Source organism: Streptomyces sp. NPDC059166, assembly GCF_042755185.1.
Classification (GTDB): Bacteria; Actinomycetota; Actinomycetes; order Streptomycetales; family Streptomycetaceae; genus Streptomyces.
The window spans coordinates 42,627-59,435 of record NZ_JBHZCI010000038.1 but is presented as its reverse complement, the minus strand read 5'-3'; the positions used below and the strand labels follow the sequence as shown (position 1 = coordinate 59,435).

General features: G+C 74.2%; 13 protein-coding genes and 1 riboswitch. Of the genes, 4 read left to right on the top strand and 9 right to left on the bottom strand.

The window, feature by feature from the left end; all coding sequences use genetic code 11:
- Window positions 1–110 precede the first annotated feature (110 nt).
- The 5 genes from ACFXOA_RS25460 to ACFXOA_RS25440 all read right to left on the bottom strand — a co-directional run bounded on the left by ACFXOA_RS25460 (window position 111) and on the right by ACFXOA_RS25440 (window position 4,768).
- Window positions 111–407: a type II toxin-antitoxin system VapB family antitoxin gene (locus ACFXOA_RS25460; protein WP_003955420.1), complete on the bottom strand. Its 297-nt coding sequence runs from the start codon at window positions 405–407 to the stop codon at window positions 111–113.
- A gap of 232 nt (window positions 408–639) precedes the next feature.
- Window positions 640–2,187, bottom strand: coding sequence for a M28 family metallopeptidase (locus ACFXOA_RS25455; RefSeq protein WP_385032948.1), 1,548 nt, complete (start codon window positions 2,185–2,187; stop codon window positions 640–642).
- Between the two features lie 218 nt (window positions 2,188–2,405).
- Window positions 2,406–3,017, bottom strand: a complete 612-nt coding sequence (locus ACFXOA_RS25450; RefSeq protein WP_385032945.1) for an HhH-GPD-type base excision DNA repair protein — start codon at window positions 3,015–3,017, stop codon at window positions 2,406–2,408.
- 33 nt (window positions 3,018–3,050) lie between these two features.
- Window positions 3,051–4,337, bottom strand: a complete 1,287-nt coding sequence (locus tag ACFXOA_RS25445) for an RNA polymerase sigma factor (RefSeq protein ID WP_385032942.1) — start codon at window positions 4,335–4,337, stop codon at window positions 3,051–3,053.
- Window positions 4,338–4,357: 20 nt separating this feature from the next.
- Window positions 4,358–4,768 (bottom strand): YciI family protein, encoded by a 411-nt coding sequence (locus ACFXOA_RS25440; protein WP_385032939.1) that lies wholly within the window; start codon window positions 4,766–4,768, stop codon window positions 4,358–4,360.
- 184 nt (window positions 4,769–4,952) lie between these two features.
- Between ACFXOA_RS25440 and cbiE the strand changes: the two genes are divergently transcribed.
- Window positions 4,953–6,320, top strand: coding sequence for a precorrin-6y C5,15-methyltransferase (decarboxylating) subunit CbiE (cbiE, locus tag ACFXOA_RS25435; protein ID WP_385032936.1), 1,368 nt, complete (start codon window positions 4,953–4,955; stop codon window positions 6,318–6,320).
- A 26-nt stretch (window positions 6,321–6,346) separates the two neighbouring features.
- Window positions 6,347–7,096 (top strand): precorrin-4 C(11)-methyltransferase, encoded by a 750-nt coding sequence (gene cobM / locus ACFXOA_RS25430; protein WP_385032934.1) that lies wholly within the window; start codon window positions 6,347–6,349, stop codon window positions 7,094–7,096.
- Between the two features lie 209 nt (window positions 7,097–7,305).
- Here cobM and ACFXOA_RS25425 read toward each other — a convergent pair whose 3' ends face one another.
- On the bottom strand, window positions 7,306–8,424 hold the full coding sequence (locus ACFXOA_RS25425) for a cobalt-precorrin-5B (C(1))-methyltransferase (protein ID WP_385032931.1): 1,119 nt from the start codon (window positions 8,422–8,424) through the stop codon (window positions 7,306–7,308).
- A gap of 15 nt (window positions 8,425–8,439) precedes the next feature.
- Between ACFXOA_RS25425 and ACFXOA_RS25420 the strand changes: the two genes are divergently transcribed.
- Complete coding sequence (locus ACFXOA_RS25420) at window positions 8,440–9,195, top strand: cobalt-precorrin-6A reductase (RefSeq protein ID WP_385032928.1); 756 nt, start codon at window positions 8,440–8,442, stop codon at window positions 9,193–9,195.
- Window positions 9,196–9,208: 13 nt separating this feature from the next.
- On the opposite strand, the gene cobJ is transcribed toward ACFXOA_RS25420, so the two are convergent.
- The 3 genes from cobJ to ACFXOA_RS25405 all read right to left on the bottom strand — a co-directional run bounded on the left by cobJ (window position 9,209) and on the right by ACFXOA_RS25405 (window position 12,791).
- Window positions 9,209–10,744 (bottom strand): precorrin-3B C(17)-methyltransferase, encoded by a 1,536-nt coding sequence (cobJ, locus tag ACFXOA_RS25415; RefSeq protein ID WP_385032925.1) that lies wholly within the window; start codon window positions 10,742–10,744, stop codon window positions 9,209–9,211.
- Window positions 10,741–11,367, bottom strand: a complete 627-nt coding sequence (locus tag ACFXOA_RS25410; RefSeq protein ID WP_385032922.1) for a precorrin-8X methylmutase — start codon at window positions 11,365–11,367, stop codon at window positions 10,741–10,743. Before ACFXOA_RS25410 ends, cobJ begins: the two co-directional genes overlap by 4 nt.
- A 65-nt stretch (window positions 11,368–11,432) precedes the next feature.
- Complete coding sequence (locus ACFXOA_RS25405) at window positions 11,433–12,791, bottom strand: cobalamin biosynthesis protein CobG (protein ID WP_385032919.1); 1,359 nt, start codon at window positions 12,789–12,791, stop codon at window positions 11,433–11,435.
- A gap of 196 nt (window positions 12,792–12,987) precedes the next feature.
- A riboswitch (cobalamin riboswitch) is annotated at window positions 12,988–13,062 on the top strand.
- A 90-nt stretch (window positions 13,063–13,152) separates the two neighbouring features.
- Here ACFXOA_RS25405 and cobN point away from each other — a divergent pair.
- Window positions 13,153–16,752, top strand: a complete 3,600-nt coding sequence (cobN, locus tag ACFXOA_RS25400; RefSeq protein ID WP_385032916.1) for a cobaltochelatase subunit CobN — start codon at window positions 13,153–13,155, stop codon at window positions 16,750–16,752.
- Window positions 16,753–16,809 lie beyond the last annotated feature (57 nt).

Here is a 16,809-nt window from a genome sequence, read left to right as displayed (position 1 = left end):
ATGATGCCTACTAAACGATCAACCTATGACGCCCGTCCGTGCACAAAAGCACCCGAAAGGCCCGAAATGCTCCACGGGTGGGAGTGGCGGATTCGCCCCGGTTCGGGTGGTCAGCCCAGTTCGAGCACGCGTGCGTGCAGCACCTGGCGCTGCTGCAGGGCGGCGCGCACGGCGCGGTGCAGCCCGTCCTCGAGGTAGAGGTCGCCCTGCCACTTCACGACGTGGGCGAAGAGGTCGCCGTAGAAGGTGGAGTCCTCGGCGAGCAGGGTCTCGAGGTCCAGCTGGCCCTTCGTGGTCACCAGCTGGTCCAGGCGGACCGGACGCGGCGCGACATCCGCCCACTGTCGGGTGCTTTCCCGGCCGTGGTCCGGATAAGGCCGGCCATTTCCGATGCGCTTGAAGATCACACGGAAAGCCTACCGGGGAAGGGCATCCCGGCGCAGCCGGGGAACGGGACCGGGGTGGCGGCCGAATCATCCCGGAACCGGACGAACTGCCGTGCCTGCGGTGGCGTCCGGGGCGCATGTACCCGAGGGTGCACCGGTGGACTCACGGTGACCTCCGGGTGGCGCACCGATGAGTGCCGCTCCGTGAGCGGCACTCATCGGTGCGTGGCGTCTACCGCGGAGCGCCGGTGCGTCAGGCGGTGAGGCCGTGCGCGTGCCCCTCGCGCAGTCCGGCGGAGCCGCGCTGCTCGTCCGTGGACGAGGCGGCGGGGACGGGGCGGGTCAGCGAACCCAGGTCCTGGGCGTAGGTGCCCACGGCGTGGGCGATCACGTCGATGTTGGTTTCGAAGAGCTTCATGCCGAGGTTGTCCAGGTCGTCGCAGGCCGCGTGGTAGCACGGGTCGTACGCGACGCCCGCCTCCCCGCCGTACGTCCTGGCCTGCTCGGCCGTCTTGATCCCCTCGGCGCCCGTGTCCGTGCCGCCCGAGGGGATGCCGACCTCGATGAACGGCCCGTAGTCGGAGCGGCCGGTGAAGTCCGTGCCGGTGTGCGGCTGGTCCCTGCTGTCGAGGAACGAGTTGATGTCCCGCTCCAGTTGGGCGGATCCCTCGGGGCCGGGGCCCTCGCCCACCCCGTCGGAGTCGTCGCCGTCGAAGACGAACTGCGCGCCGTTCGGCGAGGCGATCATGTCGAAGTTGAGGTAGAGCGCGATCTTCTCGCGCTGCGCCTCGGAGAGCTTCGCGACGTAGGCCTCCGAGCCCAGCAGCCCGTTCTCCTCCGCCGACCACCAGGCGAATCGCACCTTGTTGGCGATCGGCCGGTGGGATTCGGCGAGTTCCAGGGCGACTTCGAGGAGTCCGGCGGATCCGGAGGCGTTGTCGTTGATGCCGGGGCCGTCGGTGACCGAGTCGAGGTGCGCGCCGAGCATGACGGTCTTCGCGGGGTTTCCGCCGGGCGTCTCGGCGACGACGTTGCGGGTCGTGCGTTCCTCCTGGAGCTCGCGGATCTCGAAGGAGACCTTCACCTCGCCCCCGGCCAGGTCCGCGACCAGCTTCTCGCCCTCCGCCCGGGTGAGCCCGCCGGTGGGGATCCTGCCGGAGGCGGCATCCCCGAGGGTGCCCGAGAGCGCCCCTTCGGTGTTGTTGTAGATCACCGCGCCCGCCGCGCCGGCGGTCGCGGCGGCGGCCTGCTTCTCCGCGAAGGAGCAGCCGCCCCGCTTGATCAGCGCGATCCGGCCGGTGTAGGTCTCCGAGGCGTAGTCGGCGGCCTCGCAGCCCGTCGTGTCGTCGGTGGGGACGGCGGTCAGGGCGGCCGTGATGCCGCCCTCCGCGGTGGAGGGGGTGTAGGTCATCGCCCGGATCGAGACCTCACGCGGGGTGGGGGAGACCACGGCCAGCTTCTCGGCGAGCGTTTCGGTGTAGACGAACTCGAACGACTGGTAGCCGACCCGGTAGCCGGCCTTCCGCAGCAGCCGGTGGACGTAGGCGGCGGAGGCGTCGTGGCCGGCCGATCCGGCCGCCCGATGGCCGTCCGAGGCGTCGGCTATGGCCTGGAACCGCTCCAGGTGCCGGTAGGCGTCCTTCGCGGACGCTTCCCTGACCAGGTGCCGCGCGAGCTTCGCGGCCTCCTTGGCGGGGTCGTGCGACGGGTGGCCGCGGTCGGGGGAGGCACCGAGGAGAAGGGGCGCGGCCAAGGCGGTGGCGGCCACGACGGCAAGGGATCTGCGACGGGTTGCGTGCACTGGAGTCCTTCCGGGGGGAGGATGCCGATGAGTGGGGGCAAGCTAGCGATCCGGCAGGTGTCTGTGAACGGGGACGGCCGCGCCCGTCCCGCCGGATGGCCGGATACGGACGGGTGCCCGGTCCGGCCTCCCGGCCGCGCCCGCCTGCCGCCGTGTCCGCGAAGTCCCGCTCCCGGCCGCGGGGGGGCGGGCGGGAGCGCGCCGACGGCCGTCCGCGGTCAGCTGGAGCGGCTCGCGGCCCTGGCCGCCGCCTTCGCCCGCTGCTTGAAGGCCCGCACCTCGGCGAGCGACTCGGGCCCGGTGATGTCGGCCACCGAACGGTGCGAGCCCTCCTCGCCGTACGGCCCGGCGGCCTCCCGCCAGCCCGTGGGGCGTACGCCGAACTGCTTGCCCAGGAGGGCCAGGAAGATCTGCGCCTTCTGGGTGCCGAAGCCCGGCAGGGCCTTGAGGCGTTTCAGCAGCTCTGCCCCGGTGCCCGCGTCCGCCCAGACCGCATCGGCCCGGCCGTCGTACTCCGCGACCAGGAACTGGCAGAGCTGCTGGACCCTCTTCGCCATGGAGCCTGGATACCGGTGCAGGGCGGGCTTCTCGGTGAACAGCTCGGTGAACGCCTCCGGGTCGTACGCCGCGATCGCGCCGGCGTCCAGATCGTCCGATCCCATCCGCCGGGCCAGTGTGAGCGGACCGGTGAAGGCCCACTCCATCGGTACCTGCTGGTCGAGCAGCATGCCGACGAGCGCGGCCAGGGGGCTGCCGGCCAGCAGTGCGTCCGCGTCGGGGTCCTGGGCGATGCACACGGTGCGGGCTCTGCCGCCGTCGCTCTTGGTCATGTATCCGATGATCGCGAGGGTGTGCGGGATCGGCTACTCGGTGCGGCCGTCCTCGGCCCTCTCCCGCATCGCCGGGCCGCCGGGCCGCCCGCCCAGCCGGGCGGCCCGCATCCGCAGGTAGCGGGCCTCCGGTGTGCTCAGTGTCCGGCCGGCTGCCCGCCGGTAGGCGGCCCGCGCGGCGACGGGATCCCCGGCCCTCTCCAGCAGATGGGCCCGGACGGCGTCGAGCCGGTGGTGGTCCGCCAGCCGGTCGTCGAGCGCCTCGACCGCCGCCAGCCCCGCCCGGGGACCCCGGACCATCGCGAGGGCCACGGCCCTGCTCAGCTCGGCCATCGGATCGGGGGCGCGGTGGACCAGCAGGTCGTACAGGGCCAGGATCTGCGGCCAGTCGGTGTCCTCCGCGCGGCCCGCCTCGTCGTGCAGGGCCGCGATCGCCGCCTGGAGCTGGTAGGCGCCGGCCGGTCCCTGCGACAGGGCCTCCTCGACCAGGGCCGTGCCCTCCTCCACCGCCGCCCGGTCCCAGAGGGTGCGGTCCTGCTCGTCCAGCGGGACGAGCTCGCCGTGCGGGCCGGTGCGGGCCGCGCTGCGGGCCTCGGTGAGGACCATCAGCGCCAGCAGCCCGGTCACCCGCCCGTCCCGGGGGAGTAGCGACCGCACGGCCCTGGTCAGCCGGATCGCCTCCCGGGCCAGGTCCGCGCGGTGCAGATCGCGGCCCGACGTCGCGGTGTAGCCCTCGTTGAAGATCAGGTAGAGCGCCTGGAGCACCACGGCGAGCCGCTGCTCACGCTCGGCGGGACCCGGCTGCCGGAACGGCTCACCCCGCACCTTGCGCTTGGCCCTGGTGATCTTCTGCGCCATGGTCGCCTCCGGCACCAGGTGGGCCCGCGCGATCTCGGCCGTGGTGAGGCCGCCGACCGCGCGCAGGGTCAGCGCGATCTGGGCGGCGGGAGACAGCACGGGGTGGCAGCAGAGGAACAGCAGGGTGAGGGTGTCGTCGGCGGCCGGGGCGCGGCCCTCCCCCGGCGGCGGGGAGGTGAAGGCGTCGCGTGGTGTGAGCGCCGCGGCCCTCTCCTCGCGGCGCCGCCGCGCGGAGTCCTGCCGGAGCTGGTCGGTCAGCCGCCTGGAGGCGGTCCTGATCAGCCAGCCGCGCGGGTTGCCCGGGAGACCGGAGTCCGGCCACTGCCGGTAGGCGGCGAGCAGCGCCTCCTGCACGGCGTCCTCGGCGGCGTCGAAGTGGCCGTAACGGCGCACGAGCGCGCCGAGGACCTGCGGCGCGTGACGGCGCAGCAGGTCCTCGACCTCGGCCGGTCCGGTGTTCACCGGTGCTCCTGACTTGTGGCTCAGCAGCCGGCGTCGTCCATGATCGGGCGGATCAGCACCGGGTAGACGGGCGCGCCCTCGGGCTGCGGGCACAGTCCGATGCGGGCGGCGATCTCGGTGACCCTCTCCAGGCTCTCGCAGTCGAGCACCCAGTACCCGGCCAGCTGTTCCTTCGTCTCGCCGTACGGGCCGTCCGTGACGACCGGCCGCCCGTCCGGTCCGGGCAGGACCGCGCGGGTCCCGGCGGGTTCGCCTAGGCCGTGGCCCTCGACCATCTCGCCCGACTCGGCCAGATCGTTGTTGACGCTCTCCATGAAGGCGAACATCTCCCGCATGTCCTTCTCGCCCCAGGCCGGGCTTCCCTCCGACGGGTTGCCGCTCATGGCCTCGTAGTCGGCCTGCGAGCCCAGAACCATCACGAGGTACTTCATGGGGTACTCCTCGTTCTCTCCGTCGCCGCCCCGTGCGGGCGGCTCTCACAGGGGACGTCGAAACGGGCGGGCCGTTCTCGACACCACGCGGGGACCTTTCCCGGAATCACTCCGCCGCACGGGTCCCGCGGAGCCCCCCGTAGAGTTCGGCTGCGTCGTCCCCACCGAATCAGAGGTACCGGCCGTGTCCCCCGCAGCGCCCCCGCCCGAAGTCTCCGGGCCCCCGCCCGCAGTGACCGTCGTGGGAATCGGTGCGGACGGCTGGGCCGGGCTGCCGGAGACCTCGCGCTCGGCGCTCCGGGACGCCGAGGCGATCGTCGGCGGTGAGCGCCAACTGGGGCTGCTCCCGCCGGAGTGCGCGGGGCGGCGGGTCCCCTGGCCCTCGCCCCTGCGGCCCGCCGTACGCGGACTGCTGGCCGGGCTCTCCGGAAGCAGGACCGCCGTACTGGCCAGCGGCGACCCCATGTTCTACGGCATCGGCCGGGCACTGACCGAGGAGCTGGGCGCCGGTGCCCTGCGGGTGCTGCCGCACCCGTCCTCGGTCTCGTACGCCTGCGCCCGGCTCGGCTGGCCGGTGGAGGACACCGAGGTCGTCACGCTCGTCGGGCGGCCCGCGGACCGGCTGGCCGCGGCGCTGTACGACGGCCGCCGGCTGCTGGTCCTCTCGGCGGACGCCGCGACCCCCGCCGCCGTGGCGGCCCTGCTGAGGGAACGGGGATTCGGGCCGAGCCGCATGCGGGTACTCGAACAGCTCGGCGGGACGGCCGAGGACTGCCTGGACGGCGTGGCGGAATGCTGGGAACACCCGCCCGGGGACCCGCTGAACGTCATCGCGGTCGACTGCCGGATCACCCCCGGCGCCCTGCGCCTCGGAGCCGTACCGGGGCTCCCCGACGAGGCGTACGAGCATGACGGGCAGCTCACCAAGCGCCACGTCCGGGCGGCCACGCTCGGTGTGCTGGCCCCCGCTCCCGGGGAGCTCCTGTGGGACGTCGGCGGTGGCTCCGGATCGATCGCCGCCGAGTGGATGCGGGCACATCCGTCCTGCCGGGCGGTGACCATCGAACGCGACCCGCTGCGCGCGGAGCGCATCGTCCGCAACGCCGGCCGGCTCGGTGTCCCGGGGCTGCGCGTGGTCACGGGACGCGCACCCGGCGCCCTGGCCGGGCTGCCCGGACCCGACGCCGTGTTCATCGGCGGCGGGCTGACGGCACCCGGACTACTCGAAGCCTGCTGGGAGGCGCTCCGCCCGGGCGGCCGGCTGGTCGCCAACACGGTGACGCTGGAGTCGGAGGCCCTGCTCGGCGCGTGGCACCGGAGGCTCGGCGGCGAGCTGGTGCGCCTCGCGGTGGCGCACGCGGTGCCCGTCGGCGGATTCACCGGCTGGCGGCAGGCCATGCCCGTCACCCAGTGGTCCGTACGGAAGCCGGAGCCCGGGCCCGACGTGCGGCAGCCCGGCGCGGCCGGACCGGCGGACGCCGCCGGGACCACCGTGCCGACGGCCGTCGACGCCCCCCGGCCGGCGGACGCCCCGGAACCTCCGCACGCCTGACCCTCTTACGCTCCTGGAGACTTCAGATGACGGTGTACTTCATCGGTGCGGGCCCCGGCGCCGCCGACCTCATCACGGTGCGCGGCGCCCGCGTCCTCGCCGCGAGCCCGGTCTGCCTGTACGCGGGCAGCCTGGTGCCGCGCGAGCTCCTCGCCGAATGCCCCCCGGACGCCCGGCTCGTGGACACGGCACAGCTGGACATCGACCGGATCACCGCCGAGCTGGTGCGTGCCCACGAGGAGGGCCACGACGTGGCCCGGCTGCACTCGGGCGACCCGTCGGTGTTCAGCGCGGTCAACGAGCAGATGAAGCGGCTCGACGAGGCCGGAGTGCCGTACGAGGTGGTGCCCGGGGTTCCCGCCTTCGCGGCGGCGGCGGCCGCGCTCAACCGGGAGCTGACGGTGCCCACGGTCGGTCAGACCGTGATCCTCACCCGGATCGCCCAGCGCGCCACGGCCATGCCCGAGGGCGAGGACCTGGCCACGCTCGGCCGCAGCGGGGCGCTGATCGTGCTGCATCTCGCGGCGCGCCATGTGGACCGGGTGGTGGACGAGTTGCTGCCGCACTACGGGGCCGACTGTCCCGCCGCCGTGGTGGCCATGGCCTCGCGGCCGGACGAGGTCATCCTCCGCGGCACGCTGGACTCCATCGCCGGGCAGGTCAAGGAGGCGGGGGTGATCCGCACGGCGGTGATCATGGTCGGCCGGACGCTGGGCGCGGAGCAGTTCCGCGACAGTCACCTCTACTCCCCGGAACGGGACCGTCACACCTGCTGAGGCGCCGCCCCCCTGCGCAGCCGGCCGGGCGATGCCCCCCGCCGGACGACGCCCTCCGAGCGCCGGACGTGCCTGGCGGGGTCTCTCCGGATGCACGCCGGGCGGCCCACCGGTGCCGGACGTGTCTGCCGGGCACTCTCCGGCGCCGGAGGCCCCTGCCGGGCGGCCCTCCGGCGCCGGACGGGACGCCGCCGCGGCGCACCGACCCGTCAGCGCGTCCCGCTGCGGCCCACCACGGCCCCCGCCCGGTCGATGCAGATCACGTCCACGGCCACCGGCGCCCCCCGCAGGACCGACAGTGCCTGGTCCCTGGCGGCCACCGCGACCAGGTCGCCCAGCGGGACGCCGGCCGCCGCGCACGACTGAAGCGCCGCGAGGCCGGTGTTGGCGGACTCGATCCCGGCCGCGAGTGCCTCGTCCGCGCCGCCTTCCCGTGCCAGCCGGGCCAGGAACACCTTGTCGACCTGGGAGCGGCCGGAGTGCAGGTCCAGGTGGCCGGCGGCGAGCTTGGACAGCTTGGCGAACCCACCGCAGATCGTCAGGTGCTCGACCGGATGACGGCGTACGTACTTCAGTACGGCGCCCGCGAAGTCCCCCATGTCCAGCAAGGCGATCTCGGGCAGCCCGTACTCGGCCACCACCGTCTTCTCCGAGGTCGAGCCCGTGCACCCGGCGACATGCCGGTGGCCGGCCGCGCGGGCCACGTCCACGCCCCGGCGGATGGAGTCGATCCAGGCGGAGCAGGAGTAGGGGACCACGATGCCGGTGGTGCCCAGGATGGAGATCCCTCCGAGGATGCCCAGGCGGATGTTCCACGTGAAACGTGCGATCTCCTCGCCGTCGTCGACCGAGACGGTCACCTCGGCATCGCCGGTGCCACCGTGCTCCGCCGCCACCCGGGCGATGTGGTCCCGCATCATCTGGCGGGGGACCGGGTTGATCGCGGGCTCTCCGACGTCGAGCGGCAGCCCGGGCAGGGTCACCGTCCCCACGCCGGGACCTGCCCGGAACACCACACCGGAGCCTTCGGGCAGCAGGCGGACGGTCGAGCGGACCAGCGCGCCGTGGGTCACGTCCGGGTCGTCGCCCGCGTCCTTGACCACGCCCGCCGTGGCCCGCCCGTCGGCGATTTCCTCCACCGCGAGTGCGAAGGCGGGGGTCTGGCCCTTGGGCAGCGTGATGGTGACCGGGTCCGGGAACTCGCCGGTCAGCAGCGCCGTGTAGGCGGCCGTGGTCGCGGCGGTCGCGCAGGCCCCGGTCGTCCACCCCGGCCGCAGACCGGTGTGCTTGAGTTGGGCGGCGCGCCCGCCCTGCGCCTCACTGCTCATGGATGGACCGGTCCGATGCCCTTGCACATACTCGTCCTCGGCGGTACGACGGAGGCCCGCCGGCTGGCGGAGTCCCTGGTTGCCACCGAGGGGGTCAGGGTCACCAGCTCGCTGGCCGGCCGCGTGGCCCGCCCGGTGCTCCCGCCCGGCGAGGTACGCGTCGGTGGCTTCGGCGGTCCCGGGGGCATGGCCGAATGGCTGCGTGCCCACGGTGTGGACGCGGTCATCGACGCCACCCATCCCTTCGCCCGAACGATCAGTTTCAACGCGGCCGCGGCGGCCCGTGCCGTCCATGTTCCCCTGCTCGCCCTCCGGCGGCCGGGCTGGGTTCCGGTCGAGGGCGACCGCTGGCACCTGACGGACTCCCTCGCCGGCGCGGCCGAGCTGCTGCCGGCGCTGGGGAGCCGGGTCTTCCTCACCACCGGACGCATGGGGCTGGCGGCGTTCGCCGCACTCGACAGCCTGTGGTTCCTGACCCGCTCGGTGGACGCCCCCGAGCCCCCGTACCCGCCGCGGACGGAGGTCCTGCTGGACCGGGGACCGTTCGCCCTGGAGGGTGAACGGGAGCTGATCCGGCGCCACCGGATCGACGTCCTCGTCACCAAGGACAGCGGTGGCGGGGCGACCGCGCCCAAGCTGACCGCCGCCCGTGAGGCCGGTATCCCCGTGGTCGTGGTCCGCAGGCCGCCGGTGCCTCCGGGCGTGCCGGTGGCGGCGACTCCGGGGGAGGCCCTCGACCTGCTGCGGGACCTGGTGCCCGCCCGCCCCTGAACGGATCCGCGGATCAGGCTTCCGGGTAGCGGCGCGGGGTCCAGACGATCTGGCGCCCGTCGCCCCGGGTCACCCAGCGGGTCTGCGAGGAGCCGACGACGAGGACCGTCCGCATGTCCACCTCCATCGGATCCAGGTCGGCCAGGCGTACCGTCCGTACGCTCTCCTCCGGCCCGCCGACATCGCGCCCGAGCACCACGGGGGTGTCGGGGGAGCGGTGTTCCAGGAGCAGGTCCCGGGCCTTGCCGACCTGCCATGTCCGGCTGCGGGAGCCGGGGTTGTAGAGAGCGATCACCAGGTCGGCGGAGGCGGCGGCGCGCAGCCGCTCGGCGATGATCTCCCACGGCTTGAGCCGGTCCGAGAGCGAGATGGTGGCGTAGTCGTGCCCGAGCGGCGCACCGGCGCGGGCGGCCGCGGCGTTGGCCGCGGTCACCCCCGGGAGCACCCGCACCGGGATGTCCGCGCAGGCCTCCTGCGAGGCGGCCTCCAGGACGGCGGTCGCCATCGCGAAGATCCCGGGGTCGCCCCCGGAGACGACGGCCACCCGGTGGCCGCGGCGTGCGAGGTCGAGGGCGAACTCCGCGCGCTCCGACTCCACCTTGTTGTCCGAGCCGTGGCGCCGCTGCCCGGGCCGCACCGGCACCCGGTCCAGGTAGGTGGTGTAACCGACCAGGTCGTCGGCGGCGGCCAGCGCCCCCCGTGTCTCCGGGGTCAGCCACAGCGGTCCGGCGGGCCCGGTGCCGACGACGACGACCTCGCCCTGTCCGGGGACCGGCTCGGGGCGGGGGGCGTCGATCCGGCTGGGCAGCACGGCGACCGCGAAGTAGGGCACGGACTCCGGGTCGGTGTCAGCCAGTTCGCCGGTCCGCTCGCCCGCCATGGTGGCGCGTTCGACGTACCGCGCCTCGGGGAGCCGGCCGGACGCCTCGAACGCGCGGCGTACGGCGGGGAAGGTCCGGCCGAGCTTCATCACCACGGCCGAGTCGGTGGCCGCCAGACGCGCCGTCAGTTCCTCCTCCGGCAGGGTGCCGGGCAGGATCGTCAGCACTTCCTCGGCCTCGACCAGCGGGGTGCCGAGTCGGGCGGCGGCGGCGCTGACCGAGGTGACGCCGGGGACGACCTCGGTGTCGTAGCGGTCCGCGAGTCTCTTGTGCATGTGCTGGTAGGAGCCGTAGAAGAGCGGGTCGCCCTCGGCCAGCACGGCGACGGTGCGCCCCGCGTCGAGGTGCGCGGCCAGCCGGGCGGCCGCCTCGGTGTAGAACTCGTCCAGGGCGCCCCGGTAACCGCCGGGGTGGTCGGTGGTCTCCGTGGTGACGGGGTAGACCAGTGCCTCCTCGATGTGGTCGGGGCGGATGTGCCGCTCCGCGATCGAGCGGGCGATGGAGCGGCCGTGCCGCGCGGAGTGGTAGGCGACGACATCGGCCTCCGCGATGACCTCGACGGCGCGCACGGTCATCAGGGCGGGGTCGCCCGGGCCGAGCCCGACGCCGTACAGGCGGCCGGTCCCGCCCGTGGTTCCCGCTGCGTGCTGCTGCTCGGGCACGGTCACTCCTCCTCGCTGGCGATCGCGTTGAGCGCGGCCGCGGCGATGGCGCTGCCCCCGCGACGGCCCCGGACGACGAGGTACTCGAGCCCGGAGGGGTGTGAGGCCAGGGCCTCCTTGGACTCGGCGGCACCGATGAAACCGACCGGCACCCCGATGACGGCGGCGGGACGCGGGGCGCCCTCCTCGATCATCTCCAGCAGCCGGAAGAGCGCCGTGGGCGCGTTGCCGACGGCGACGACGGCCCCCTCCATCCGGTCCCGCCACAGCTCCAGCGCCGCGGCGCTGCGCGTGGTGCCGAGCTCGGCGGCCAGCGCGGGTACGGCGGGGTCGGAGAGGGTGCAGATCACCTCGTTGTCCGCGGGCAGCCGCTTGCGGGTGACCCCGCTGGCGACCATGGCCACGTCGCAGAGGACCGGTGCCCCAGAGCGCAGCGCGGCGCGGGCGTCGGCGACCGCGTTCGGCGAGAAGGCGAGATCACGTACGAGGTCGACCATGCCGCAGGCGTGGATCATGCGGACGGCCACCTGGCTCACGTCCGCGGGCAGCCCCGCCAGATCCGCCTCCGCGCGGATGGTGGCGAAGGACTGGCGGTAGATCGCCGGTCCGTCCTTCTCGTACTGATGCACAGTGCTGTCGCTTTCTTCGTCGTCGTTGGCCGGGCCTGCTCGGGCAGCCCGGCGGGTCTGCGTCTTCAGGTGCGGGTGTCACGGGCGGCGGCCACGGCGGCGGCGAGCGCGGCGGGGTCGTCCCCGACCGTCACCGGCCGGCCGGTGGTGTCCCCGCGCACATGGGAGATCCGGTGTCCTCCCGGGACGGCGACCACGTCGATCCACTCACCGCTCGGACGGCCGCAGCGGCGTTCGCACCCCGACCAGTACACCGGGAGGCGGCCCACCGGTCCGGTGGCGGCCGCCGCCTGAGCCCGTACGTCGGCCAGCGACTTCGCGCAGCCGGGCCGCCCGATGCAGGCACCCACCCCGGACCACGGGGAGCCCGGCCCGGTGATCAGCCCGGCGGCGGCGAGCTCGCCCGGCAGGCTCCGCAACCGGCCGGCACCCAGCCCGGTGACCACGACCCCGCGCCACGGGGTGAGCCGCAGCGGGCCGGCCGCCGACAGCCGCTCCCACTGGTCCCGGCTCAGCCGTCCCAGCGGTACGCCGACCGACAGCGAGGCCGCGCCGCCGTTGCCGGTGACCGGGCCGTGGGCCGGCGCCCCGGCCCCGGACGGGCGTGGCCGGGAGACGGCCGCGAAGGGCACGCCCGCCCCGCGCAGTCGGCGTACGACCTCCGCGTGGAGGGCGTCCACGGCGTCGCCGGGCAGGTCCCTCACCCGCCAGAAACCGTCGCGTGCGGGTCGTGTTTCCCCGTCGGACCGCCGCTCACCGGTCTCGTCCGGCCGCGGGGTGGCGTCCGCCGTGTCGAGGAAGGCCTCGGCGGCGGTCAGCGCGGCGCGCGGGCCCTCGGACGCGGGGAGGCGGAGGACGGCGTCACCGTCGCCGACCCGCAGCAGCGCCCCGGTGTGATGACCGATCAGGGTGAGGTCGGCGCCGAGGGCGTCCACGTCCCCGCGCCCGTCGTCCAGCGCCAGGAGGAAGCGCCCGGAGAGGGCGGTGGTCCGGTCGCTCCCGCACAGCAGCCGGTCGACCTCGTCGAGCCAGGGGGCGACGTCCATGGTTCCGCGGCCGTCGAGACCCGACAGCGGGGAGGCCACCACATTTCGGACGCGCTCATGGCGTGCGGACGGCAGCAGCCCGGCCCGGTCGAGCACTCCGGCCAGCTCCGGCCCCGAGCCGGGGTCCAGTCCGCGCAGCTGGACATTGCCGCGGGAGGTGAGATGCAACTCACCGTCACCGAGACGCCCGGCCGCGTCTCCCAGGGCAGTCGCCTGACGAGACGTCAGAACGCCGCCGGGTATCCGTATTCGCGCCAGCGCACCGTCGTCCGCCCGGTGCAGCCGCAGCGCGCCGGGGCATGCGTCACCGCTGCTCGGGGGCTGTGCGCCGTCCGGAGACCGGGGCGGAAGGGGGGAGGCCGACATGGCGGCGAGCATACAGATCGTGACCGTGCACCACCCCTGCGCTCGGTGTGACCTGCAGGACACGCCCCCGCCCCTCGCCCCGGGTGACGGACCGCACGACGCCGCCGGGGAGGCCGGGGGCGAGGCCGTCTGGTCAGGACCCCCCATCCGCCGCCTACTATGCCTAGCGGCGGTCCGTTCGGTCCGCCATCGCCAGACGGCGACCTGGGAGGAAGCCCGGTGAGATTCCGGCGCGGTCCCGCCACTGTGAGCCCGGCCCACCGGCCGTGCGAGTCAGGAACTCCCTTCCCCGAGTCCTCGGATCCGTTCGAGTGGGGAGAACCGATCCGACACCGCCCGGGGCGTGGACACCCCGAGGAAGGGCTGACGCCGCATGATCCTGCTCCTGTCGACGTCCGACACCGACCTGCTGAGCGCACGCGCCTCGCAGGGCCCGGTCAGCTACCGCTACGCCAACCCTTCCCGGCTCTCACCGGACGACCTCCCGCCGCTCCTGGAAGGCACGGATCTCGTCGTCGTACGGCTGCTCGGCGGCGTCCGCGCCTGGCAGGACGGACTCGACGAGGTGCTGGCCACCGGCCGCCCCGTCGTCGTGCTCACCGGTGAACAGGCCCCCGACGCCCAGCTGATGGCCGCCTCGACGGTACCCATCGGCATCGCGGCCGAGGCGCACGCCTACCTCGCGCACGGCGGCCCCGCCAACCTCGAACAGCTGGCACGCTTCCTCTCCGACACCGTGCTGCTCACCGGCCACGGCTTCGAGCCGCCCGCCCCGGCCCCCGCCTGGGGCCCGCTGGAGCGGACCGCCCGGGACGTCACCGGCCCGACGGTCGCGGTGCTCTACTACCGCGCCCACCACATGAGCGGCAACACCGCGTTCGTGGAGGCGCTCTGCTCGGCGGTCGAGGACGCGGGCGGCCGCCCGCTCCCGCTGTACGTCGCCTCGCTGCGCACCCCGGAAGCCGAGCTCATCGACGAACTCCGCGCCGCCGACGCCGTGGTGACGACCGTCCTCGCGGCGGGCGGCACCAAGCCGGCCACCGCGTCGGCGGGCGGTGACGACGAGTCCTGGGACGCGGGCGCGCTCACCGGCCTCGACGTCCCCGTGCTCCAGGCCCTCTGCCTGACCAGCCCGCGTGCCGCCTGGCAGGAGAACGACGAGGGCGTCTCCCCGCTCGACGCCGCCACCCAGATCGCCGTCCCCGAGTTCGACGGGCGCCTGATCACCGTGCCGTTCTCGTTCAAGGAGATCGACGAGGACGGTCTGCCCGCGTACGTCGCGGACGCCGAGCGCGCCGCCCGGGTCGCCGGGATCGCCGTACGGCACGCCAGGCTCCGGCACATACCGGCCGCCGAGAAGCGGATCGCCCTGGTCCTGTCGGCGTACCCGACCAAGCACTCACGGATCGGCAACGCGGTCGGCCTCGACACCCCCGCGAGCGCCGTGGCCCTGCTGCGCAGACTGCGCGCGGAGGGGTACGACTTCGGGCCGGAGGAGGAGATCCCGGGCCTCGTCTCCGGGGACGGCGACGAGCTGATCCGCGCCCTCATCGACGCGGGCGGCCACGACCAGGAGTGGCTCACCGAGGAGCAGCTGGCCCGCAACCCCGTCCGTATCCCCGCCGCGGACTACCGCCGCTGGTTCGCCACGCTGCCCGCCGAACTGCGCGAGGCCGTCGAGGAGCACTGGGGTCCCGCACCCGGCGAGATGTTCGTCGACCGCTCCCGCAACCCGGAGGGCGACATCGTGCTCGCCGCCCTGCGCCGCGGCAACCTGCTGATCCTCATCCAGCCGCCGCGCGGCTTCGGCGAGAACCCGATCGCGATCTACCACGACCCCGATCTGCCGCCCTCGCACCACTACCTGGCCGCCTACCGCTGGATCGCGGCCTCCGCCGACGACAACGGCTTCGGCGCCGACGCGATGATCCACCTCGGCAAGCACGGCAACCTGGAGTGGCTGCCCGGCAAGAACGCCGGCCTCTCCGCGGCCTGCGGCCCCGACGCGGCGCTCGGCGACCTGCCGCTGGTGTACCCGTTCCTGGTCAACGACCCGGGCGAGGGCACCCAGGCCAAGCGGCGGGTGCACGCCACGCTCGTGGACCACCTCGTGCCGCCTATGGCCCGCGCCGACAGCTACGGCGACATCGCGCGGCTGGAGCAGCTCCTCGACGAGCACGCGCAGATCGCCGCGATGGACCCGGCGAAACTGCCGGCCGTCCGCGCCCAGATCTGGACCCTGATCCAGGCCGCGAAGCTCGACCACGACCTGGGGCTCGAGGACCGGCCCGAGGACGAGGGCTTCGACGAGTTCATCATGCATCTCGACGGCTGGCTCTGTGAGATCAAGGACGTCCAGATCCGCGACGGGCTGCACGTGCTCGGCGCCGCCCCGGCAGGCAAGGACCGCGTCAACCTCGTCCTCGCCGTGCTGCGCGCCCGCCAGATCTGGGGCGGCACCGCCTCGCTGCCGGGCCTGCGCGAGGCGCTCGGCCTGGACGAGTCGGCGGCCACCCGCACCGCGGCCGACGAGACGGAGGAGCTGGCCCGCACCCTGGTGCAGGCGATGGACGACGCCGGCTGGGACCCGGACGCCGTCGCCCCGGTCGCCTCCGGGCATCCGCGGGCCGTCGCCGACATCCTGGCCTTCGCCGCCCGCGAGGTGGTGCCCCGCCTCGCGGCGACGACCGACGAACTGGACCACGCGGTGCACGCCCTGAGCGGCGGATTCGTGCCCGCGGGCCCCTCCGGTTCCCCGCTGCGCGGCCTGGTCAACGTCCTGCCGACCGGCCGCAACTTCTACTCCGTCGACCCGAAGGCGGTGCCCTCCCGTCTCGCCTGGGAGACCGGCCAGGCCCTCGCCGACTCGCTCCTGGAGCGCTACCGCGCCGACAACGGCGACTGGCCCACCTCCGTCGGCCTGTCCCTCTGGGGCACCAGCGCGATGCGCACCGCCGGCGACGACATCGCCGAGGCGTTCGCCCTGCTCGGCGTCCGCCCCGTCTGGGACGACGCCTCCCGCCGGGTCACCGGCCTGGAGCCCGTCCCGTACGAGGAGCTGGGCCGCCCCCGGATCGACGTCACACTGCGCATCTCCGGCTTCTTCCGGGACGCGTTCCCGCACACCGTCGGCCTGCTCGACGACGCCGTACGCCTTGCCGCGTCGCTGGACGAGCCCGACGAGCGGAACTTCGTGCGCGCCCACACCCGGGCCGACCTGGCCGAACACGGCGACGAGCGGCGCGCCACCACCCGGATCTTCGGCTCCCGCCCCGGGACGTACGGCGCGGGCCTGCTCCAGCTGATCGACTCCCGCGACTGGCGCACCGACGCCGACCTCGCCGAGGTGTACACGGTGTGGGGCGGCTACGCCTACGGCCGTGAGCTGGACGGGCGCCCGGCACGGGAGGAGATGGAGACCGCGTACAAGCGCATCGCCGTCGCCGCGAAGAACACCGACACCCGTGAGCACGACATCGCGGACTCGGACGACTACTTCCAGTACCACGGCGGCATGGTCGCGACCGTACGCGCGCTGAAGGGCACGGCGCCGGAGGCGTACATCGGGGACTCGACCCGCCCGGAGACGGTCCGTACGCGCACCCTGGTGGAGGAGACCTCCCGGGTCTTCCGGGCCCGGGTGGTCAACCCGAAGTGGATCGAGGCGATGCGCCGCCACGGCTACAAGGGCGCCTTCGAGCTGGCGGCGACGGTCGACTACCTCTTCGGCTACGACGCGACGACGGGTGTGGTCGCGGACTGGATGTACGACAAGCTCACCGAGACGTACGTCCTGGACGAGACGAACCGGGAGTTCCTCCAGCAGGCGAACCCGTGGGCCCTCCACGGCATCGCGGAGCGCCTTCTGGAGGCCGAGTCCCGGGGGATGTGGGCCAAGCCCGACCCCGCGGTTCTCGAAGCGCTCCGGCAGGTGTTCCTGGAGACCGAGGGCGACCTGGAGGGTGAGGACTGAGCGTCCTCTCCGGCGCGGGACGGGGGCCGGACCCGCGCCGGCACCTGACCCGCGGGT